Genomic DNA, 20,913 nt, shown 5'->3' with positions numbered 1-20,913 from the left:
CAAAAACGTGGCTACAATTGATCATCTTCATAAAAGCTCTGAAGCAGAAAGCCTGCAGCCAGTTGCCGCTGAATTAAATCAGTGAAGCTATGCCCAAATACCACTACTTCTCCTCTTTGTAACTTGGCATTGAGCGCGTCCGCACTTAGATCCTGAAGATCTGAATAAGGCAAGGTATACATCGGATGAATCAGTCCCTGCTTGGCATATTCAGGATTACGATCTGAAATAAAAACCACAGGATTATAAAACTGGCGATCAGAATCCCTTGAGGTTTTTTAAGACTCGAGAACACATCTTCCAGACCGCTTGAATATCCGCAACCTAGAGGTTTGAAATGGGTTGGATGATCAGGTCAAATTCAGCATTGTGAAAGGCATGCAAATCACACATATTTCCCTGTACAGTCTTGAGATGCAGTCCTTCCCGCTCAGCCACCATGCGATCTTGCTGTAGTTGCTGATCGGAAAGATCAAACACCGTGACATTCGCACCCGCAGCCGCCAACACAGGTGCTTGTTGACCACCTGCAGAGGCTAAACACAAAATATTTTTCCCGACAATCTCACCGAGCCATGCTTTGGCTAATGGTCTTGGGATAATATGCACTTCCCAATCGCCCTGAAGGGCTACAGTGATGAGTTCATGACTAACAGAACGTGACCATGACTGCTGCTCTTGCGCCTGCTTATCCATGCTGCTCGATTATGTTTAAGCAAATCAAAATGATGCTTCAGATGAGGTACAACAGCCCCTTTTTCTTGCTGAATCACGTATTCCTTAGGATAGAAATACGTTATCAATGCGGAAAAAGGAAGTTGAATGAAAGACAGAAGTCCATGCTAAAAAACAGCTTAAGTGTTCAACACTTTTTAGTAAGCATAAGAGGCAATTGCTGTCGCAATAGGCTTATCTTCATCATTGACCATGGTCATGCGCATGGTACAACCTTTACGCCCTAAACGTAGCGTTTCAGCACGGGCAATGAAGTATTTTCCACGCCCAGGAGCCAGATAATCGACACGCATGTCTACAGTGGCCAAACGGGATACTTTCTTGATGGTATCAGGCAGATCTTCTGGCGTGGCACGGAGATAGAGTTGCTCCATTGCAGCGACCCCTCCAATACTGTCCAGAATCGTGGCAGCGACACCCCCATGTAAAATCTGAAATGCCACATTTCCCACCAGTTCGGGTTGCATCTCAACATAGGCTTCAATCTGGCCATCGACCACCCGCATCACCATGCCGCAATATTTAAAAAACGGACAGGCATTGAATGCCTTACATAATTGCTTCGAGACCACTTGGTGGTCTGCCTTGGCACCTAACTGAATATTCCCAGTCCAGTTTCTCTTTACATCATTCATACGCGGCCTACACTCAATGGAGAGAATAACTTTCCATTCTTTTGCACAAATCTAAAAATATGGGGCTACAATAGCGGGGTTTGTAATTGAGTGATGTCGCTGAACTCTCCCCTAGCATGGCTGAATCACTCAATTATTCCTATAGTGTAATACTGAACATCGAGATTGTTATGACTTATACGTTCAATCGTCCAGCTTTTCCTGCGACTCGCATGCGCCGTATCCGTAAAAATGACCAACTACGTGCCATGGTCAGCGAAACACATCTGACAACGGATCATTTGATTTATCCAGTGTTTGTATTACCAGGACAACAACAGACCCAAGACATTCCAAGCATGCCCAATGTGCAACGTTTGTCCGCTGATTTATTATTAAAAAAAGCAGAAAACCTGCTTGAACTCGGGGTTTCAAAACTGGCTTTATTCCCAGTCACCCCTCAACAAGATAAGAGCTTAACTGCAGAAGCCGCTTGGCATGAAGATGGCTTGGTACAAACCACTTGCCGCCTCCTTAAAAAAGAATTACCAGAGATGGTCTTGATTACCGATGGTGCACTTGATCCTTATACCACACATGGTCAAGACGGTATTATTGATGACACGGGTTATGTACTCAATGACGAAACCGTTGAATGCTTAGTAAAACAGGCCCTGAGTCATGCTGCGGCAGGTGCCGATGTGATTGCACCAAGTGACATGATGGATGGTCGTATTGGCGCAATTCGCCAAGCACTTGAACAAAATGATTTTATCTACACCAACATCATGGCTTATTCAGCCAAATATGCCTCAAGCTTCTATGGTCCTTTCAGAGATGCAGTCGGTTCTGCCAGCAACTTGAAAGGCGGTAATAAATATAATTACCAAATGGATGTGGGGAACCGTGCTGAAGCCTTGCATGAGATTGCACTGGATCTACAAGAAGGTGCGGATATGGTGATTGTCAAACCGGGTATGCCTTATCTGGATGTAGTGCGTGAAGTCAAAGATACCTTTGGTGTGCCAACCTTTATCTATCAAGTCAGTGGTGAATACGCCATGCTTGCCGGTGCAATTCAAAATGGCTGGCTATCTGACAGCGTGATCTTAGAGTCATTATTGTGTTGCCGTCGTGCGGGTGCAGATGGGATCTGGACCTATTTTGCGGAAGATGCAGCCCGTAAATTAAAAGAGATGAAATAGAAGTTATATTTCATCTATCCGAAAATGATAGTATCTACTCCAGAGTCTTGTTGAGCTCTCATCCTTTTTCTGGATTAGCCTTCGGCTCGACCTACTTTTCTTTCGGGAAAAGTAGGCAAAACCATTGTCATTCGCAAAACCTGTTCACTTCTTACATTTTTCTAATATTGAGGATGTATAACAGGGCTTCTCTTAGCGTATATCACGCAGGTTGCGAATGACGTCTTCCGTGTAGCAAATTTCAAGATACGTTTTATCTTAGAAACCACTTAAATTAAAGTTATGCATATTGCCATCATTGGTGCGGGTATTAGTGGCTTAATGTCAGCATTGGAACTTGCTGAACAAGGCTGCTCTGTCGATATTTTTGACCAACAACAAGCAGGTCAAGCCGCCTCATGGGCAGGTGGAGGTATCCTCTCGCCGATGTATCCTTGGCGTTATGCGCCCGAAGTCAATCAACTGGCGCAATATGGCAAGCCCCTCTACCAAGCATGGAATGAAAAACTGCTGCCTGTTACGGATATTGATTTTCAAATCCACGATACAGGCATGCTAATTTTCGATCAGGACGATTTTGAAATTGGCTTGAATTACGCCACTCGATATCAAGAACCGATGCAACACAGTGAACTGCTCAATCGTTCTCAACTACAGCGCGTCAACCCATATATTTCAGCACAATTCCAACACGCAATGTATTTCCCATACCTGTCCAATGTCCGTAATCCACGTTTATTACAATCGTTAATTTGCTATTTAAAACAACACGCTGCGGTACGTTTCTTTGAGCATTGCCCTGTTGAAAAACTGATGATTCAAAATAAAAAAGTTCAATGGATTGAAACCGAAGATAGTCGGAAATTTACTGCAGATCATATGGTGATTACGTCTGGGGCATGGAGTCAGCAATGGCAACAGCAGCTTCAACGCAATATCCCAGTATATCCCGTGCAAGGGCAAATGCTGTTATTTAAAACCCCTGAAAACTGGCTGCCAACCATGTGCATGAATCGGGTGATGTATCTGATTCCACGTCAAGATGGTCACATTGTCTGTGGTTCAAGCATGGCAGAGACTGGCTTTAGTACTGCGGTGGATGAACATACCCAGCAAGATATCCTCACTGCCTGCTTAGAGATGGTGCCTGAGTTAGCGCAATTCCCGATTGTAAAACGCTGGGCAGGTTTACGTCCAAGTTCCCCACAGGGTATTCCCTATATCGGCCTCATGCCAGACTTGGAAAATCTTTGGGCTAACTTTGGGCATTTCCGCAATGGCCTGTGTATGGGCTCGGGCTCAGCGCGTCTACTACGTCAGCTCATTTTGAAGCAAGACCCACTGGTTGATCCCCTAGCCTATTCACCTCTACGCTTAAAGCGACAGGATTTAATTTCCTGCTAAAATTTCAGTTAATGCCACATTCAAATCTGGATATTGGAATTGGAAGCCCTGTTCTAACAACGCCTTAGGTGCCACATATTGACCATTCAAAATAAGCTGCGATTGTTCACCAAGCACCGATTTAAACACACACTTAGGCATTGGTATAAAAGGTTTACGTCTTAACATCTGAGCAGCCATTTGAACGAACTGCTTTTGATTGATTTGTTCTGGGGCGACAAGATTATACGCCTTTTGACTGTGATTAGATTGCAACAGAAAAACCATGGCATTCAGTACATCTTGGATATGAATCCACACGACTGGTTGCTGTCCTGAACCAATTTGTGCAATGGTATTCAGTCGAATCGGTAACAGCATTTGTGGCAAAATCCCGCCCCGTCCAAAAACTACACCTAAACGAATGATCTTGGTATTTTGTTGACTAAATTTTAAAGCGGTCTGTTCCCATTTTTGGCAAAGTTCGGACATAAAAATCGCTTGTGGTGGCGTATTTTCATCACAAACAAGTTTCCATTGCTCTTGTGGATCAATACCGTAATAACCAATCGCAGAGCCAGAAATAATGCATTTGGGAACAATTTGCCGATGTTCCAGCCATTGATATAGTTGTTCTGTCACCGTAACACGGCTGTGTATTAATTGCTGTTTACGCTGTTCCGTCCAGCGTTTTGCACCAATATTTTCACCAGCCAGATTAATCACATAATCAATCTGTTGCGTTGCAATTTGATCAAGATCATTCACCCAACGTAGCGCTGAATGCTGAGAAACCCGATTTGGCTGTCGGGTCAGTGCAATGATTTGATAGTGTTGTTCTAATAAAAAAGGCAACAAATGTGAGCCAATAAAACCACTTGCACCTGTGATTAAAACCGTCTGTTTTTGCATCGCACTCTCATCCCGCATGATATTGATCAGATCAATGTCTAACTCTTAGCAGAATGAAAGTGAATTACAAGTGAACTTTGTTCAACTAGTTGAACATTTTATTGGCCATTCGCTGTGCTTGCGGTCCATAAAACCAATAGGTAATCAAGAACAGTGGCACGGCTATCACAAACCACATTGCTATAATACTAAGCAAAAATGCAGGTTGTTTCAGATATAACAAGAAGTTTTGCCACACTTCGGGATCTTTGCGTGCAAAAATAAATAGCCCGAACAATAAGCCACAGACGTGGTATCCCCAAAAGATCAGACTAAATCCAATACTTAAACGTTTCCTTTCCTGTGGCGTGGGTGCACGGCGCTGTTTCTTCAAAAATTTAAATAAAAGCACAATGATGGCAATTAAATAAGGAATAGCAGTCAATACGCCGCCAATACTATTAGGCAAAATGGCTGCTAGCACACCAACCAACAAAGTCGCAGTAAAACAAATTATGAAAAACCAGAAATAATACAAACGCAATGAAATCATATAGATAAACCTAATTAGACTGGTCTTAAGTAATAATTATAAATTTTTTTCACTTTTTTTTCATTTTAATGTCAACCAATCCTCAAGCAACAGCGTTATATAGGGTACAAGGTCGCAGCAACCGATTGGACATTGCACGGCATCCGCAGTGTTTTCGGTGACCTTTCATTATGACTCTCCATCTTTCGCAATGGTTGTGTTAGCAGCCAGAACCATTGAAAAAGATTTTGACCGACGATTTATCATCACTCGAATCGTCGGTTTTTATTTGCCTGAAATTTGTATGCTAAAACGTATCAGCAACATACATTTTCATCAATTCCCCCTCATCATCTTGAACCCTTGTTAAAAATACCCAACCGCATTTTTCATAAAAATCATCTAGGTCTGTGACCAAATACAGTTTCTCAAACCCTAAATTTTTCATTTCCGCACGTATGAAGTCCAACAGTTCCCTTGCAATATTCTGCTTCCGATAAGCCTCTTCAACAAATAGCGCACATAGATTGGGACTAAGGTCGTTACGGTCATGAAAATCATTCTCGATCACTCCAGCCCCTGCAATGATTTGCTGATGTTTATTCAGAATCAGATACCATTGTGGAATTTCTCCTGGCTGTTCAATTGAGATTTGTATGCTGTCTCGATAGGCCTCAACAGGAATTCCCCATTGATCTGAAAACCAATGTGCAGCCTGTTCTTGCAATTCAGGATGATTCTCTAATTTAATAATTTTCATCAATACAGGATTAACCTCTTATATCTTATTCAAATGTATTCAACGCAATTTTATGATCAAACCGCAAAATGCGCACCTGCTTACATAAATCTCTCGTCTTTCAATTCCATATCTCTTTAGAATAATTCTGCGACTATAAAAATTAAGGGCAGATGGAATGAACAACATTATTTATTTTGAAATCCAGTCATCAAATCCACAACGTGATGTTCATTTTTATCAATCCATTTTTGGCTGGAAATTTGAAAAAGTGCACGACTTACCGATCGAGTACTATCGAATTACTACAGAGGGGATTTACGGTGGTTTACTGCAACGTCCCGTTGCAACACCAGCAACAGGATGTGGCAGCAACGCTTTTACCTGTAGTATAGAGGTGGCAAATTTCGATGAAATTGCAGCTAAAATTTTAAGTCTAGGTGGGATTATCACCATGGAAAAATTTGCCATCCCGAACCGCTGCTGGCAAGGCTATTTCATCGACCTCGATCATAATACCTTCGGGATTTGCGAAATCGATGAAAATGCAAAATGACAGCACTATAATAAAACTTAATAAAATAGTATAAGTTTTAGAAAACTTTAAAAGCAATTAAATTAGAGCTTATTTAAATACAGTTTACATTAGATTTAATAAAAAACTTAAAATTAACTAAAAAAACACCTTTAGCACTATCTTTTATTTTCTATTTTACAATAGCTTTATTACTTTTTAGTAGCATATGAGCCCCCTAAAGCCAACATCATTAATTACTAAAAAACTAAAACAACTTAAAAAATAAGGAGAAATATTCTGTATAGCTTTAATATAAGCTTACTTCTCATTGTTAATCAATAAATTTAATAGTCAAATTTTGTGCCTGTGTTGCACCTTTTAAATTTTCAACCCCACCCAATACTGGAACCAGTACATTTACGCATAGTATTTTTCTATCTAATTGTTCCCCATTTACTTTCTTTAGAAATTCTTTTTTATCCCAAGTTGTTATGAGGTCACCATATCCATTTACTTTTATAGCCAGATCAACTGTTGTTCCTGCTCCCCTCATAGACGATCTATTTGATGTATAAATATATTCACCACAGATATCTTTCCTTATATAAGTATAGTTTTTTGATTTTTCTTTCATCCAATAAAAAAATAAGAAAAATGAAATGACAAGAATAAAATACCCAAGTATGGGTCTTTCTTTCTTCTAAATAGAAGAAAAAAACCGACAATAAAAGATATTTTCCAAAAATATGAAACTAAAATCATAAAAGTCATTGTTTCCCCATGAATAACTATTTAACAAGTATAAGCCCTCACACCACTATAAAATATATTTTCACAGCCCACACGAAGATTAAAAAATATAAATCATTACTATTTTTTAATAATTAAAACCTTTAAACTAAATATGTGATTATAATTTATTAACTATAATAGCTTAAAAAAGTTTTATTTTTAATGCCCTTTAAACTGTGGCGGACGTTTTTCTAACATAGCCCGAACGCCCTCTTGTGCATCTTCAGATACAAACAGTGGCATTAAATAATTGTTCATTTTTTCAAATGCGACGCTTTGTCCCTGTGTTACTGCATCTGTTGCAGAAGCCAATAACGCCTGTACAGCCAATGGTGCAGAAACACAGATTTCTTTAGCAATTTCCAAGGCACGCTCAAGTTGCTGCCCTGACGCCACCACCTCCGAGACGAGGTTCAATTCATAGGCCGTTTTACTATCAAAAGTTTTGCCCGTTAATAAATAAGGCATCGCTTTTTGCCAACCTGCAGCCTGCACGAAACGAACAGTTGCACCACCAAATGGCATGATGCCGCGTAATACTTCCAACTGACCAAAGATGGTATTTTCACCGGCAATCACCACATCGGCATTCAGCATTAACTCCACCCCAGCGGTATAGCAGATCCCTTGTACTGCCACAATGACTGGTTTAGTCCGATGCCGACCACCTGTTCCCCACGGATTCACCTGATCCGCTGCAAAATTAAAAATGCCTTGTGAAATTTTAGACTGTAATTCCACCAGATCTAAGCCCGCGGTAAAATGATCACCATGCGCAAAAATCACGGCGCAACGCAATTCAGCATTGTTTTCATATTCTGTTAAAGCAAGGGATAAATCCTGAATCATATGGCTATCGAAAGCATTGCGCTTTGCCACCCGATCCAAGCCAATCAACATGATGTGATCAATAATTTCGCGGCTTACTTGACCTAAGCTCATTCTATATTCCTCATTGTTAAAATAATGCTATAGAGCTCAAACTAGAGCATCGCTTAAAAATGATCAAGCGGCATCTTGTAGTGCTTTTTCTGCTGAGCAAGACGCTCCCTTCGCCCTAAATACGTGCTACCTTATTCGGGTTTATTTTATTTTTAGATTCATTTATGACCGTGCGTTTTTTTCATACGTCTGATTGGCATTTGGGGCAGTTTTTTTATAATCATTCCCGCCACTACGAACATGAACAATTTCTGGCATGGTTACTTGAGCAGATCAAAGCCAAACAACCGCATGCCTTATTGATTGCGGGCGATATTTTTGATGTGATTAATCCCAGCTCACAGGCACAAAAACAACTGTATCAGTTCCTTGCCGATGCTCATGAGCTTGCCCCACACATGCAAACCTTAATGATTGCAGGCAATCACGACTCGGGTTATCGCATTGAACAGGTTGAGCCTCTTTTAGAAAAATATAATGCCAAAACCGTTGGGGTAATTCGTTGGAATCAAGATAAAAGCCTCGATTTAGAACGTTTAATTTTGCCGATTTATGATGAGCAAAAACAGATTGTGGCGTGGTGTATTGCCCTGCCATTTCTACGATCAGCTGAAATCACAGGCTTTAATGAACACACCACCAACAGTCAGAATGCGATTGCTTATTTGCATCAACAATTGATCGAAGAAGCCAAACGCCGTAAAACTGATGATCAAGCCCTGATTCTAATGTCGCATGCGCATATGCAAGGCGGAGAAACCTCCGATTCAGAACGACCGATTATTATTGGTAATGAAGAAGCCCTATCTACGGCTCTGTTCGATGACAGCATTGATTATGTAGCACTGGGACATTTGCATAAACCGCAAAAAGTACAGCATCCACATATTCGTTATAGCGGTTCACCTATTCCTCTGTCATTTAGTGAAATCAACTATAAACATCAAGTGGTTGAAGTTACCGTTGATCCTAAAAAAAATGAAGACGCGTTTAGCTTTGAAACTTTGCCGATACCTCGAAGTATTCAACTGCATAAAATTAAAGATGAACTCAGTGCAGTCATGCAACGCCTGCGCAATCTGCCAAATGAACCGATCGAAAATCTCGAGCATCGTGAATATGTCGATATCGAATATCACACCACGACGCCCCCACAACCCAATCTACGACAACAATTTGAAGATGCCTTGCCCAAAGATCGTTATCGGTTGGTACGCATTTCCAGACAATATCTCTCCAATGAAAGCACTGCCGTGAGCAAGCAAACAATTAGCCTAGAACCACCAACACCCGAAAAACTATTTCAGCAAATTTGGGAGAAAAAGGGCTATCACGCCGATGATGAAGTCACCAAAGACTTTATGAGTTTGGTCGCAGAAGCGCAAAAGCAACTTGAAGATGATCAGACTGTTTAAGGACCTGCCATGAAAATTTTATCAATTCGGCTGAAAAATTTGGCATCTTTAGCAGATGAGCATTTTATTGATTTTGAGACTGAGCCTTTGGCCAGTGCGGGACTGATCGCCATTGTCGGAAAAACTGGCGCAGGAAAATCCACGATTTTAGATGCCATGTGTCTGGCATTATTTAATAAAATTCCGCGCCTCAAAGAAAGTGATGGCAAACTGTTAGATGTCGATGGTTCGGAACTGCTAACCAACTCCCCTTTAACGGTTCTACGTCGCGGTACAGGACATGGTTTTGCCGAACTGTGTTTTGTGGCGCAAGACCAAAAACATTACCTTGCACGTTGGGAAATTAAACGCGCCCGTGAAAATGCCAGTGGCAAACTGCAAAGTGTACAACGCTCACTCAAATGCCTGACCGATGGTGTGGTCGTTGCAGACAAAAGCAAAGCAGTTGAAGCCCATATTCAACAGATTACTCAACTCAGTTTTGAGCAATTCACCCGTGCGGTACTGTTGGCACAGTCTGAAGTCACCGCTTTTTTAAAGGCACGCGATAATGAACGTGGTGAATTATTAGAATATCTGACCAATTCCAGTATTTTTGCAAAAATTGGGCAACTGGCTTTTGAAAAAACCCGTGAAATCAGCAACCAGCGCAAGCAACTGGAAAATGTGCTCGGTCATATTGAAATCAGTTCAGATGAAGAAATTGCCGAATTAAAAGCTCAATTCCAGCAGGTACAGCAACAGGTTCAACAGTTGGAAGCTAACAAAGTTCAGCTCAATCAACAGCAACAATGGTTTGAACAGCAACAGAAACTTCAAACTGAAATCACACTAAAACAGCAACAGCATGACATTCAGATTCAAGCATATGAGGCATTAGCAGCAGATCGCAGTCGACTCAGTCAACTCGAAACCTTTTCAGGCATTCGTCCTGTTGTATTCCAACAACAACAGCTGGAAAAAGCACTGCAACAGCTTGAGCCACAGATTCAACACAAGCAGCAGCACTTTTCGACATTAAGCACTCACTTTGAGCAAGAAAAAACAGCTTATACCCAAGCTGAAACAGCCTTACAGCAATTTCAAAGCTTTGAACAAAAACATCAGCATGAACTCTCCCAAGTGCGTAAATATGTACAAGAACGTGAATATATTGCCGATGAATATAAGAAAACTAAAGTCCGCTTAAGCCAAAACGAAGCGCAACAACAACCATTGCTTGAGCAACAACAGCAGTTTGAACAAAGCCACCATAACCTATCCATACAACAGCAGCGCTGTTTTGAACAACTGCAACAAAGCGTACAATTCTCCGCTTTAGATAAAGGGTTGAATGCTCATATTCAGCAGCTCAATCAATTTATTCAGCAATACCAAAAAGTCGAACAAAATTTAGGCTCGATTCAACAGGCACAGTCCAAGCTTGAGCAAGATAAAATCCTATTGCATGAACTCATTCAAAAATTTGGTCCACCACAACAGATTGAAAATCAGATTGAGCAGAAACAAAAACTCAGAGAACAGCAACAGGCTCGACTGAATCAACTGGATCTGACTCAACAAAAATTACAGCATTATTTTGAACTTAAAAAAGAATACGAGGCACTGACTCATCAGCTTAGTACCACGCAGCAACAATATCAGCAGCTGGAACAACAACTGCAAACAAGTGAAGTCGACTTTCAATCTGCCAAAACTGAACGGGAAAAATTACAGCAAGTATTGCAACAACAACGTTTATTGCATGCTGAAAATATCGAACATCTGCGGGCTGAACTCAAACACGGCGAAGCTTGTCTGGTCTGTGGCAGTACCGAACATCCCTACCGTGATGATGCCAGTCAGCTCTCCAAAGCCTTGTATAAACTACAACAACAGCAAGAACAACAGGCTCTTCAACACGAACAACACTGTTTTCAGCTTTGGCAAAATATACAGCAGCAATTTACCCAAATTCGTACCGAACAGACCCAATTACAGTCGGCCGTGCAACAAGCGGATGACAAATTCAAGCTGCAACATCAAGAATTAGTCAAACATGCAGCACAGTTCGACGTCCAGTTAGATTTAACTCAGCCGCATGCGGAAATAGCTAGAGCGCAACAGCAATGGGGCAATGAGACAAGCCAATTCAAACAACAGATCGAACTTGAGTTACAGCAACTGCATCAGGCCAATAAAGACCACTACAACCTGACCCAGATCATTCAAAATATTCACTATCAAATCGAAAGCGTACAGCAGTTACAACAACAGATTCAGCATATTATAGATTGCCTAACGCATGATGAACAAAGCCTATGGCAGCAACAAACTTTAGGCTACGCGCCACAGCTCGTGCAACGTTTGCAGCAACGCACCCAACAACTTGAACAAGCTGAGACCCTAAGTAAACAACAAGACCAACTCAAACAGCAACTGAATTTATTAAAGTCCAATCTAGTCGGTTTACTGACTCAACATACCGAGTTTAACCAGCAACTCAAAGACATCGAAGTTAAAGGCAAACAAAATACAGAATCTGCACATCAACTCATTGTAGCGATGACCGGTTTAACCGAACTTAAAGCCAATGAATGGCTAAATCAACATGATCAACAACGCCAACAATTACAACAGCAATATCATCAAAACAAGCAAAGTTTTGAACAAGCTCGTCAAAGTTTTGAACAGCAGAAAAATGAATTGGAACTGCTTAAAGCCCACCAGCAGCAGCAACAAGCGACCCATGCTCAAGCCAAAAATGAAATTCATGCATGGCTGAGCCAACATCCCGAGTTTGCAGAAAAGCAGTTGGCTGACTTACTTAGCATTGGTACAGAACAAGAACAGCAGATTCGAACGGCATTACACAATGCAGAGCGCTTGCTCAATGAAGCCGCCTCTGCACTAAAAACACTACAACAGCAATTAGATGTTCATCAGCAACAACAACCACACATTGAACAGACCCAGTTGCTTGAACATATCCGTATCAATCATGAGGAGCTACAGCAGCAAGCTGAACAACGTGATCAATTCAAACTGAAATTGGAAGTCCATCAACAAAATGTCGCCAAACAAAAGCAGTTTGCCGATCAAATCCAGCAGATTCAGCAGCAGGAACACCGCTGGAATAAAATTTCCAGTTTGATTGGTGATTCTAAAGGCAAGGATTTCCGTGATTTAGCCCAGCAATATAATCTGGATATTCTGCTCGAATATGCCAACCAGCAACTCAACATGTTGTCACAGCGTTATACCTTAAAACGTTTGGATAACTCCCTCAGCCTAGCCATCATTGACCATGATATGGATGGAGAAACCCGTTCCGTGGCTTCATTGTCTGGCGGTGAGTCTTTCCTGACCGCCCTTGCGATTTCTTTGGCGATTGCCAATATGGCGTCTGGCTCAATGAAAATCGAGTCGCTGTTTATTGATGAAGGTTTTGGCACGCTGGATGCCTCTTCGCTACATATGGTAATGAATGCCTTGGATCAGTTGCAAAGTCAAGGACGCAAAGTCATCCTCATTTCACATATTCAGGAGATGCACGAACGGATTCCTGTACAAATTCAGGTACAGCCGATTGGGTCAGGTTCGAGTCGGATTGAGGTGGTCGGGTAAATAAAACCGAATGCAAGAATAAACAACTTCGGTTTATCCGCGACTGAAATGTTGAGCATATTTAATAATATATTTTCATAGGGAGTACTCTACCTTCCCTATGAAAATATAAGCAGTCATGCGTTGTTAGTGAATACACAACACCACAACAGCAAAACCTAAACAATATAGACCAAACAAATGCCAACGGCCATGCTCTAACCAAGAAGAGAGCCATTTCAATGCAAGTAGACCAGCACCAAAGCTAAAACACATGCCAAGCAAACTTGGGGTTATGACATGTGATAATTGCCCATGCGCAACAACTTGCCCCCCTTGAGCGTGAACTAAACGATACAGCTCTTTTAAAATAACAGCTGGGGTTAATACCACCGCCAGTGCAAAACTAAATTCTTCTGCTCTCTGACGCGATACTCCCAAGAATAAACCCGTCGAAATCGTCGCACCTGAGCGGGAAAAACCGCGAAAAGGCAAACAAAGTGCCTGTACGGCGCCAATAATCGAAGCACTCCGTAAATTGATATTGCCTTGCTGTCCTCGATCTAAGCGCGATGATAAAATAATCAGTATCCCTGCTGCTGCAAGTGCCGCTGCCATTAATTTTGAATTACTAAACAGATGTTCAATCTCAAAACTACTCGCCCCACCAAAAAATACATGTTTAATTAAAGCTTGCAATGCTAGACCCAATACACCCGTAATCAGTGTTGCCAGCACAACATAGAATGCCTGACGTTTAAAACTTTCCCATGAAGAAAAATAGGTGTCTTTCCATGATTTCCAAAAATAGACAATAACCGCAAACATTGTACCTGTATGCAACATGACCAGCAGGAAGGTCATATCTGGTGCAGAAGGATCATACCCCATGAGCTTTTCAGCTAAAATTACATGTGCTGAGCTAGAAACAGGTAATAATTCTGCGAAGCCCTGAATGATCGCTAGAATAAAAACGTGTAATAAATCCATACATTACAAACTCAAACATTAAAATATTTGCGTTATAAATGAGAAAAATTAAGCTTAAATTAATTGATTACAGATTCACCACAAAATATCCGACCCAAAGCGGAAATTATTCTTTCTTTAGCGCTTCCCTCGATCCAAACAAGGCTGTTCCAATTCTGACCATGGTTGAACCTGCTGCAATTGCAGCATCTAAGTCAGCCGACATGCCCATACTCAGGGTATCCCAGTCTTGCGGCTGTACATGTTGAGCTTTTACTTGTTCAAACAAAGCTTTAGCATCAGCAAATGCAGCATGATTCTCGGGTGCAGGAATCACCATCAAACCACGTAAACGTAGCTTGGGCAGTTGGCTAATTCGCTGAACCAGCTCCGCCACCTCTTCTGGCTGGCAGCCATCTTTAGAATCCTGTCCATCAATATTCACCTGTAAACAAAGATTCAATGCTTTTTGCTGATCTGACCGTTGGCTGGATAAACGTTCGGCAATAATCAAACGATCAACCCCATGCACCCAATCAAATTTTTCCGCCAGATGTTTGGTTTTATTGCGTTGCACATGACCAATAAAATGCCATTCGATCTCTAAATCTTGCAGTTCCTCAATTTTTTCTAGTGCCTCTTGCAAATAATTTTCCCCAAAACAACGCTGCCCAACTGCATACATCGTTCTAAGACGAGTACTTGGGTGTGTCTTTGAAACAGCTAACAATTGCACTGTTGCAGGATCTCGTTGTACATGCTGACAGGCCTGTTCTATTTGATTTAAAACAGATTGACGGGATTGTTGCGATTGATTCATTGACACAGTTCTCATTTACGGAATCTTTTTTTGCTCAGACATTCTTTCAGGTGTTGGTATGCCTGCATGAAAGCCTTATATTATTCTACAAAATAATGAGACATTTTAGTTTGTTTCGGGGAAATTATGGATATTACAGAATTACTCGCCTTTTCAGTTAAAAACGGTGCTTCAGATTTGCACCTTTCAGCGGGTATGCCTCCTATGATTCGTGTGGATGGTGAAGTCCGCCGTATCAACTTGCCAGCACTTGAACATAAAGATGTACACCGCTTGGTGTATGACATTATGAATGATAAACAACGTCGTGATTTTGAAGAAGATCTAGAAACTGACTTTTCATTTGAAGTTCCCAATATCGCCCGTTTCCGTGTCAATGCATTTAACCAGAACCGTGGTGCTGGTGCAGTATTTCGTACCATTCCATCGAAAGTTTTAACCATGGAAGATTTGGGTCTGGGTAGCATTTTTAAAGAAATTTGTGACTATCCACGTGGCATTGTACTGGTGACTGGTCCAACGGGTTCAGGTAAATCCACCACCCTTGCAGCGATGATCGACTATATCAATGAAAACCGTTATGACCATATTCTAACCGTCGAAGACCCGATCGAATTTGTTCATCAATCAAAGAAGTGTCTGATCAACCAGCGTGAAGTTCACCGTGACACACATGGCTTTAATGCAGCACTGCGTTCAGCGCTGCGTGAAGACCCTGATATTATTCTGGTCGGTGAGATGCGTGACTTGGAAACCATCCGCTTGGCGCTCACGGCCGCGGAAACAGGTCACTTGGTGTTTGGGACACTACATACTACCTCTGCGGCAAAAACCATTGACCGTGTCATCGACGTATTCCCTGCAGAAGAAAAAGACATGGTTCGTGCCATGCTGTCTGAATCATTGCAAGCCGTGATTTCTCAAACGCTGTTGAAAAAGAATGGCGGTGGTCGTGTGGCTGCTCATGAAATCATGATCGGGATTCCTGCGATTCGTAACCTTGTACGTGAAAACAAAGTCGCACAAATGTATTCTGCGATCCAAACAGGTGCCAACTACGGTATGACCACTTTGGATCAAAGCCTGAAAACACTGGTGTCTAAAGGCTTAATTAGCCCACAAACTGCTCGTACAGTAGCAAAACAACCTGAATCATTCCTATAAAAATAAATGGATTAGAGAAATATCATGGATTTTAATGATTTACTCAACTTGATGATTCAACAAAATGCATCGGACTTGTTTGTCACCGCAGATGTTGAACCATCAATGAAAATTAACGGACAAATTGTGCCTGTTTCAAAAAGCAAACTTTCAGGGGAAATTGTGGGTCAATTGGTGCAATCCATTATGACCGATAAACAGCGTAAAGAATTTGCCGAGACACGTGAATGTAACTTCGCGATTATGAATCGTGAAAAGACGGCACGTTTCCGTGTCAGTGCCTTTCAGCAGCGTGATATGCCAGGTATGGTACTGCGTAAGATCGAAACCCATATTCCAAGCATGGATGATTTGAAACTGCCTGAAGTGCTGAAAGAACTGGCAATGACCAAACGTGGCATTATCATCTTTGTCGGCGCAACAGGTACTGGTAAGTCGACCTCTTTGGCTTCCATGATTGGTTACCGCAATCACAACTCGAAGGGTCATATCATCACCATTGAAGACCCAATCGAATTTGTGCATCAACATGCAGGCTGTATTGTCACGCAACGTGAGGTCGGCATTGATACCGATTCATTTGAAATTGCGCTGAAAAATACACTGCGTCAGGCACCGGATGTGATCTTGATTGGTGAGATCCGTTCTCGTGAAACCATGGACTATGCCATCGCCTTCGCAGAAACAGGCCACTTGGTCCTCGCCACCCTGCATGCCAACAATGCCAACCAGGCGCTGGATCGTATTATTCACTTCTTTGAAGCCGATCGTCATAGCCAGCTCTATATGGACCTGTCGCTGAACTTAAAAGCATTGGTTGCACAGCAACTGATTCCAACCCCAGATGGTAATTCACGTCGCGCTGCAATTGAGATCTTAATTAATACACCACTTTTGGCTGACTATATCCGTAAGGGCGAAATTCATGAGATTAAAGATCTAATGAAACGTTCTCGTGAGTTAGGCATGCAAACTTTTGACCAAGCCTTATTCGATCTATATAAGGCAGGTCAGATCACCTATAAAGACGCCTTAAAGCATGCAGACTCTCCAAATGATCTACGTCTTACCATCAAACTGTCAGAAGAAGGTGCTGACCAGCTATTAAGTGCAAGCCGTAATATCACCTTCGATGGTCAATAATTCAAATTAACCCATTAAAAAAGGGAAGGTTTTTGTAACCTTCCCTTTTTTATTTGTTCACTTTTGGTGAACTTTTCGATTTTAATACAATCGTGCTTATTTTTTACGATAAGCCTCTTGGCATTCGGCATCACTACAGTAACCGTACAGGTTTAAAGAATGTCCAGTTAGGGCAAAGCCATGCTGGTCTGCAACTGAATGTTGCTCTTTCTCAATAATATCATTTGTAAATTCAACAACTTTATTACAGTTCAAGCATACAAGATGATCATGGTGATCTTCCTGCATGATTTCAAAAACCGAGTGATTGTTTTCAAAATGGTGACGCTGAATAATACCTGCAGCTTCGAATTGTGTTAACACTCGGTAAACCGTTGCTAAGCCAACATCTTCGCCTTGTTCAAGCAAAGTTTTATAAATATCTTCAGCACTTAAATGATGTTGTTTTGAATTTTCTAATAATTCCAAAATCTTAATACGAGGAAGGGTAACTTTAAGTCCAGCTTTGCGTAAGTCTTGATTGGAAATCGGCATAAAAAAAGGTCTCTCAACAAATCTTAAGTTGGAATAGGCAATAGAGTTTAGATGCAGTATGATCTATCCTTGAACCAAATGCATCATCATTTATCAGGATAGTGTAGCAAAATGCAAAAAATCATGCTGGCGTTGTTCGTCACTTCAGTACTTAGCGGTTGTTCAGTCTTTGGTGTTTATAAAGTCGATATTCCACAAGGAACACCATTAACCAAAGCACAAGCTTCTCAAGTACAAGTGGGCATGAGCTTTCAGCAAGTCCGTTTCTTGCTTGGCAGCCCAACGGTTACAGATCCACTGAATCCACAACGTTGGGACTACATTTACAACTATATCCCAGGCACTTATGCGAAAAAAGCAAAAATACCTGCAGCACATGGTCAACATTTAAAAGTTTATTTTGATGCGAATGGTAACGTAGAACGTATAGAAGGCTTAGATACGATTCCAGAATCACAACCTGGTTTACCGGCATCAAAAGAAGCCATTTTGACTGCGCCACCACTATAACGGCTTTCCCATAAAAAGAAACCCCTCATCGAGTCAATCATGAGGGGTTTTATTTATGAACTTGATGGTCTAAAACGATTACCCTTGATAAAACGTCCGACTGGGTTCTTAGCAGCCCGATTACGGCGAATATCTTTCGGATTAATGGTTAAAGCTCGGTAAATCTCGACTCGATCGCCTGCCTGAAGCACGGTATCGATTTCAATTTTGCTGCCAAACACACCCAAATGTAAAACTTCTGGCAATGTAGTTTGTTCAGCCAGACCACTCGATTCAATTGCCTGTTGCGCGGTCATACCTTCACGAAAGGCAACAGCAAGATGAAATTGCTGCTCAGGCGTTGCAAAGGCCACCCAAACTTGTTTTGTTTGTTCCATTAGAGTGTTTGTCCAACCACCGCAACAATTGCGATCAGGATTGACAGTGGCAGCACTAAACGTACCGCGATACGCCATACGTTGTAGAACATCTCATTACTAAAACCCATGGCTTTACGAAGATGACTGATCTTCATAATCCACCCCGCAAACACGGCGTAAATCAGACAAATTACCAATCCCCATAACATCAACAAGCTATTAAAAATTTGTTCAACTTGTGGCGCTGCCCATACAGCAATTGCTGCAAGCAGGATTGCCCATTGCACCACAATCGCAAGCTGGCGTTGTACTAATTGTTCTTTTGCAAACTGAATCAGTAATGCCGCAGACATAATTGCGGCAAAAATCCATGCCAGAGCAGGAAGTTGTGCCTGAACAGAGAAGAAACCAAACGCAATCACTGCAAGTAACTGAGCCACCCAGATCGGTAAAACCGCAGTTGTTGCCGCGTTCTGTTGTTTAACCACGGTTAGACTGCTTTGCCAATAGATGCCTAAGCCCAAGCAACTTGCGACCAAAGCCAATACCGTTGCATTACCCCACTCTTTAAACTCGACAGCCGTCCAGTGCCAAGCCTGTAAATGTGTTCCCATTACATTGGCAAACACAAATGCAGCCAGTACGCCAATGGTTGTGAGTCCAATTAAAATCTGACGGGGAATGAAAGAAAGTCCAACTGCGACAATGGCAAAGATTGCGAAAAGCGCCTGATTGGGTAAATTAGGGCTCAGTTGCTGTGTAACGACATACGTTGCAGTCGTCAACACACTACCTGCAAAAAAAGGTACGAATACAACGGCTAACCATCCCACAATCCGCCATCTTGGTGAAGCATCTGCATCACGCGTTAAGCCCGAAAGTGCTTGTAGCGCAGTAGTCTGTGAACGCTTAGCTAAAGCAATTTCAAGATAACCAATCGGTAATGCCAATAAAATCATGGTTCCCAACCACAGTAACCAAAAATCAAATTGGCGGTCAATCTGGATACCCACAGTCGGAGCCAATGTGGTAATCATGACAAATGATAGGCAAAACGCCATCACTGGAGCCAACCAGCGTGACAGAGTTGTGTCCTGCATAATGCATTCCTTGAAAAATCTTTGAACTCATTGCGCTTTATGGAGTTTGCAATGAAATATTCAATCTATTTTGCCTTTCTCACGCCTGAAAATCAAAACAAAAGATATCGAAAGAAAAAAGCAAATCACCGGTGAAGATGATTTGCTGCGCACGAGTTATTATTTTATTCATTAGACCCCCTGTATATCACTCATACCAACCTTATTATTTTTCATAACAAGGAGTCTTTTTTTATTATCTTATTATTATGAGAAGAAACGAGCGAACCAGTTTTTCCCTTTTTTCTTTTCATTTTCTTTGATGATTCCAATCATATTTTCTTTCACTGCACCAACATAATCTGCATCATCATGACGGATATGGTTAATCAACCATTTTGAAAGAGCTTCATGCAGTTCACTATCAATTTCCTGCCCCAGCTCAAAACGTTGGCGATAGGTCTCAATCTTTTTGATAAATAAATCATGCACTCGCTTGTGTGGTACACGATATTTATAGTTTGCTTCTTCTTGCAAACTTTCTTCAAAGGTAAAATGCGATTGGGTATAATCAATAATATTATCTAAAATACCTTTTAATTTGGCTCGATCATCACCTTCGTTTAATTCATCAATTTCATTAATATAATCTAGAATACGACGATGCTGATCATCGATCACCTCTATTCCTGTATTATATTCGACAGACCATTTCATACCCATATCGAACCCCAAACCATATTTGATTTATTGAATAAGAATATAATATCGGCAATGCAATTAAATAAAAACGCAGCATTTTTGTCAGGTTTTAAATATTTTTACACAAAACAAATTAAACTATTGTTTTATATTTAATTAAATATTTTAACCAATCAAAACACTCAAGTATTTTTTAACCAATAAGAAAAAATATCTATCTAATTTTATTAAACTAACTACAGAATATGAAGATAAATTTGATATAAAGATATATTTAATATAT

22 protein-coding genes are annotated in these 20,913 nt (G+C 41.2%); 8 read left to right on the top strand and 14 right to left on the bottom strand.

All coding sequences use genetic code 11. The annotated features are described in order from the left end of the window. Positions 1-11: 11 nt before the first annotated feature. From Aba26S_RS21460 to Aba26S_RS14825, 3 genes are all read right to left on the bottom strand, one after another. The gene (locus Aba26S_RS21460; RefSeq protein ID WP_005239166.1) at positions 12-239 is read right to left on the bottom strand and encodes a hypothetical protein; all 228 of its coding nucleotides are present in this window, start codon (positions 237-239) and stop codon (positions 12-14) included. A gap of 85 nt (positions 240-324) precedes the next feature. Further along, positions 325-696 (bottom strand): class I SAM-dependent methyltransferase, encoded by a 372-nt coding sequence (locus tag Aba26S_RS21455; protein ID WP_228267640.1) that lies wholly within the window; start codon positions 694-696, stop codon positions 325-327. Between the two features lie 176 nt (positions 697-872). Beyond that, positions 873-1,370: a thioesterase family protein gene (locus tag Aba26S_RS14825; protein WP_005239170.1), complete on the bottom strand. Its 498-nt coding sequence runs from the start codon at positions 1,368-1,370 to the stop codon at positions 873-875. 170 nt (positions 1,371-1,540) lie between these two features. Between Aba26S_RS14825 and hemB the strand changes: the two genes are divergently transcribed. Next, a complete protein-coding gene (gene hemB, locus Aba26S_RS14820; protein ID WP_043973068.1) occupies positions 1,541-2,554 on the top strand; it encodes a porphobilinogen synthase in 1,014 nt (337 codons plus the stop codon). A 282-nt stretch (positions 2,555-2,836) separates the two neighbouring features. After that, positions 2,837-3,958 (top strand): glycine oxidase ThiO, encoded by a 1,122-nt coding sequence (gene thiO / locus Aba26S_RS14815; RefSeq protein WP_005239173.1) that lies wholly within the window; start codon positions 2,837-2,839, stop codon positions 3,956-3,958. On the opposite strand, the gene Aba26S_RS14810 is transcribed toward thiO, so the two are convergent. The 3 genes from Aba26S_RS14810 to Aba26S_RS14800 form a co-directional block, all read right to left on the bottom strand. Further along, positions 3,944-4,849 (bottom strand): TIGR01777 family oxidoreductase, encoded by a 906-nt coding sequence (locus Aba26S_RS14810; protein ID WP_043973043.1) that lies wholly within the window; start codon positions 4,847-4,849, stop codon positions 3,944-3,946. The two genes, thiO and Aba26S_RS14810, sit on opposite strands and share 15 nt — an antisense overlap. An 85-nt stretch (positions 4,850-4,934) precedes the next feature. Beyond that, positions 4,935-5,381, bottom strand: coding sequence for an ABZJ_00895 family protein (locus tag Aba26S_RS14805; protein ID WP_043973041.1), 447 nt, complete (start codon positions 5,379-5,381; stop codon positions 4,935-4,937). 286 nt (positions 5,382-5,667) lie between these two features. Continuing rightward, positions 5,668-6,120, bottom strand: a complete 453-nt coding sequence (locus Aba26S_RS14800) for a GNAT family N-acetyltransferase (RefSeq protein ID WP_043973039.1) — start codon at positions 6,118-6,120, stop codon at positions 5,668-5,670. Between the two features lie 157 nt (positions 6,121-6,277). On the opposite strand from Aba26S_RS14800, the gene Aba26S_RS14795 reads away from it, so the two are divergent. Then, positions 6,278-6,655, top strand: a complete 378-nt coding sequence (locus Aba26S_RS14795) for a VOC family protein (protein ID WP_043973037.1) — start codon at positions 6,278-6,280, stop codon at positions 6,653-6,655. Between the two features lie 292 nt (positions 6,656-6,947). Here the strand turns inward: Aba26S_RS14795 and Aba26S_RS14790 are convergent, their stop codons facing one another. Both Aba26S_RS14790 and Aba26S_RS14785 read right to left on the bottom strand, forming a co-directional pair. After that, positions 6,948-7,250, bottom strand: coding sequence for a hypothetical protein (locus Aba26S_RS14790; protein WP_145980622.1), 303 nt, complete (start codon positions 7,248-7,250; stop codon positions 6,948-6,950). A gap of 317 nt (positions 7,251-7,567) precedes the next feature. Beyond that, on the bottom strand, positions 7,568-8,350 hold the full coding sequence (locus Aba26S_RS14785; protein ID WP_043973031.1) for a crotonase/enoyl-CoA hydratase family protein: 783 nt from the start codon (positions 8,348-8,350) through the stop codon (positions 7,568-7,570). Positions 8,351-8,514: 164 nt separating this feature from the next. On the opposite strand from Aba26S_RS14785, the gene Aba26S_RS14780 reads away from it, so the two are divergent. Continuing rightward, on the top strand, positions 8,515-9,765 hold the full coding sequence (locus Aba26S_RS14780; protein WP_043973029.1) for an exonuclease SbcCD subunit D: 1,251 nt from the start codon (positions 8,515-8,517) through the stop codon (positions 9,763-9,765). 9 nt (positions 9,766-9,774) lie between these two features. Further along, positions 9,775-13,371, top strand: a complete 3,597-nt coding sequence (locus Aba26S_RS14775; RefSeq protein WP_043973027.1) for an AAA family ATPase — start codon at positions 9,775-9,777, stop codon at positions 13,369-13,371. Between the two features lie 126 nt (positions 13,372-13,497). Here Aba26S_RS14775 and Aba26S_RS14770 read toward each other — a convergent pair whose 3' ends face one another. Together Aba26S_RS14770 and Aba26S_RS14765 are read right to left on the bottom strand one after the other, a co-directional pair. Beyond that, positions 13,498-14,340, bottom strand: coding sequence for an undecaprenyl-diphosphate phosphatase (locus Aba26S_RS14770; RefSeq protein WP_005239189.1), 843 nt, complete (start codon positions 14,338-14,340; stop codon positions 13,498-13,500). Positions 14,341-14,446: 106 nt separating this feature from the next. Beyond that, the gene (locus Aba26S_RS14765) at positions 14,447-15,139 is read right to left on the bottom strand and encodes a YggS family pyridoxal phosphate-dependent enzyme (protein ID WP_043973025.1); all 693 of its coding nucleotides are present in this window, start codon (positions 15,137-15,139) and stop codon (positions 14,447-14,449) included. Positions 15,140-15,265: 126 nt separating this feature from the next. On the opposite strand from Aba26S_RS14765, the gene Aba26S_RS14760 reads away from it, so the two are divergent. Together Aba26S_RS14760 and Aba26S_RS14755 are read left to right on the top strand one after the other, a co-directional pair. After that, positions 15,266-16,303, top strand: a complete 1,038-nt coding sequence (locus tag Aba26S_RS14760; RefSeq protein WP_004655144.1) for a type IV pilus twitching motility protein PilT — start codon at positions 15,266-15,268, stop codon at positions 16,301-16,303. 24 nt (positions 16,304-16,327) lie between these two features. Beyond that, the gene (locus Aba26S_RS14755; protein WP_043973023.1) at positions 16,328-17,446 is read left to right on the top strand and encodes a PilT/PilU family type 4a pilus ATPase; all 1,119 of its coding nucleotides are present in this window, start codon (positions 16,328-16,330) and stop codon (positions 17,444-17,446) included. Positions 17,447-17,542: 96 nt separating this feature from the next. On the opposite strand, the gene fur is transcribed toward Aba26S_RS14755, so the two are convergent. Further along, a complete protein-coding gene (gene fur, locus Aba26S_RS14750) occupies positions 17,543-17,980 on the bottom strand; it encodes a ferric iron uptake transcriptional regulator (RefSeq protein WP_005239195.1) in 438 nt (145 codons plus the stop codon). 111 nt (positions 17,981-18,091) lie between these two features. Here fur and Aba26S_RS14745 point away from each other — a divergent pair, with 111 nt between their 5' ends. Beyond that, a complete protein-coding gene (locus Aba26S_RS14745; protein ID WP_005239197.1) occupies positions 18,092-18,490 on the top strand; it encodes an outer membrane protein assembly factor BamE in 399 nt (132 codons plus the stop codon). 53 nt (positions 18,491-18,543) lie between these two features. Here the strand turns inward: Aba26S_RS14745 and Aba26S_RS14740 are convergent, their stop codons facing one another. From Aba26S_RS14740 to Aba26S_RS14730, 3 genes are all read right to left on the bottom strand, one after another. Continuing rightward, positions 18,544-18,867 (bottom strand): RnfH family protein, encoded by a 324-nt coding sequence (locus Aba26S_RS14740; protein ID WP_005239199.1) that lies wholly within the window; start codon positions 18,865-18,867, stop codon positions 18,544-18,546. Beyond that, the gene (locus tag Aba26S_RS14735) at positions 18,867-19,949 is read right to left on the bottom strand and encodes a membrane protein (RefSeq protein WP_043973021.1); all 1,083 of its coding nucleotides are present in this window, start codon (positions 19,947-19,949) and stop codon (positions 18,867-18,869) included. The genes Aba26S_RS14740 and Aba26S_RS14735 overlap by 1 nt, the downstream gene beginning before the upstream one ends. Before the next feature lie 246 nt (positions 19,950-20,195). Next, positions 20,196-20,651: a bacteriohemerythrin gene (locus Aba26S_RS14730; RefSeq protein ID WP_005239202.1), complete on the bottom strand. Its 456-nt coding sequence runs from the start codon at positions 20,649-20,651 to the stop codon at positions 20,196-20,198. Between the last annotated feature and the right edge of the window lie 262 nt (positions 20,652-20,913).

The sequence above is a fragment of the Acinetobacter sp. NBRC 110496 genome, from assembly GCF_000876115.1.
Classification (GTDB): Bacteria; Pseudomonadota; Gammaproteobacteria; order Pseudomonadales; family Moraxellaceae; genus Acinetobacter.
This window is presented reverse-complemented; position numbering and strand designations above follow the sequence as displayed.

Coding starts and splice junctions, on each gene's coding strand:
- Aba26S_RS21455 (WP_228267640.1), bottom strand. CDS start 696: ATGGATAAGCAGGCGCAAGAGCAGCAGTCATGGTCACGTTCTGTTAGT.
- Aba26S_RS14825 (WP_005239170.1), bottom strand. CDS start 1,370: ATGAATGATGTAAAGAGAAACTGGACTGGGAATATTCAGTTAGGTGCC.
- hemB (WP_043973068.1), top strand. CDS start 1,541: ATGACTTATACGTTCAATCGTCCAGCTTTTCCTGCGACTCGCATGCGC.
- thiO (WP_005239173.1), top strand. CDS start 2,837: ATGCATATTGCCATCATTGGTGCGGGTATTAGTGGCTTAATGTCAGCA.
- Aba26S_RS14810 (WP_043973043.1), bottom strand. CDS start 4,849: ATGCAAAAACAGACGGTTTTAATCACAGGTGCAAGTGGTTTTATTGGC.
- Aba26S_RS14805 (WP_043973041.1), bottom strand. CDS start 5,381: ATGATTTCATTGCGTTTGTATTATTTCTGGTTTTTCATAATTTGTTTT.
- Aba26S_RS14800 (WP_043973039.1), bottom strand. CDS start 6,120: ATGAAAATTATTAAATTAGAGAATCATCCTGAATTGCAAGAACAGGCT.
- Aba26S_RS14795 (WP_043973037.1), top strand. CDS start 6,278: ATGAACAACATTATTTATTTTGAAATCCAGTCATCAAATCCACAACGT.
- Aba26S_RS14790 (WP_145980622.1), bottom strand. CDS start 7,250: ATGAAAGAAAAATCAAAAAACTATACTTATATAAGGAAAGATATCTGT.
- Aba26S_RS14785 (WP_043973031.1), bottom strand. CDS start 8,350: ATGAGCTTAGGTCAAGTAAGCCGCGAAATTATTGATCACATCATGTTG.
- Aba26S_RS14780 (WP_043973029.1), top strand. CDS start 8,515: ATGACCGTGCGTTTTTTTCATACGTCTGATTGGCATTTGGGGCAGTTT.
- Aba26S_RS14775 (WP_043973027.1), top strand. CDS start 9,775: ATGAAAATTTTATCAATTCGGCTGAAAAATTTGGCATCTTTAGCAGAT.
- Aba26S_RS14770 (WP_005239189.1), bottom strand. CDS start 14,340: ATGGATTTATTACACGTTTTTATTCTAGCGATCATTCAGGGCTTCGCA.
- Aba26S_RS14765 (WP_043973025.1), bottom strand. CDS start 15,139: ATGAATCAATCGCAACAATCCCGTCAATCTGTTTTAAATCAAATAGAA.
- Aba26S_RS14760 (WP_004655144.1), top strand. CDS start 15,266: ATGGATATTACAGAATTACTCGCCTTTTCAGTTAAAAACGGTGCTTCA.
- Aba26S_RS14755 (WP_043973023.1), top strand. CDS start 16,328: ATGGATTTTAATGATTTACTCAACTTGATGATTCAACAAAATGCATCG.
- fur (WP_005239195.1), bottom strand. CDS start 17,980: ATGCCGATTTCCAATCAAGACTTACGCAAAGCTGGACTTAAAGTTACC.
- Aba26S_RS14745 (WP_005239197.1), top strand. CDS start 18,092: ATGCAAAAAATCATGCTGGCGTTGTTCGTCACTTCAGTACTTAGCGGT.
- Aba26S_RS14740 (WP_005239199.1), bottom strand. CDS start 18,867: ATGGAACAAACAAAACAAGTTTGGGTGGCCTTTGCAACGCCTGAGCAG.
- Aba26S_RS14735 (WP_043973021.1), bottom strand. CDS start 19,949: ATGCAGGACACAACTCTGTCACGCTGGTTGGCTCCAGTGATGGCGTTT.
- Aba26S_RS14730 (WP_005239202.1), bottom strand. CDS start 20,651: ATGGGTATGAAATGGTCTGTCGAATATAATACAGGAATAGAGGTGATC.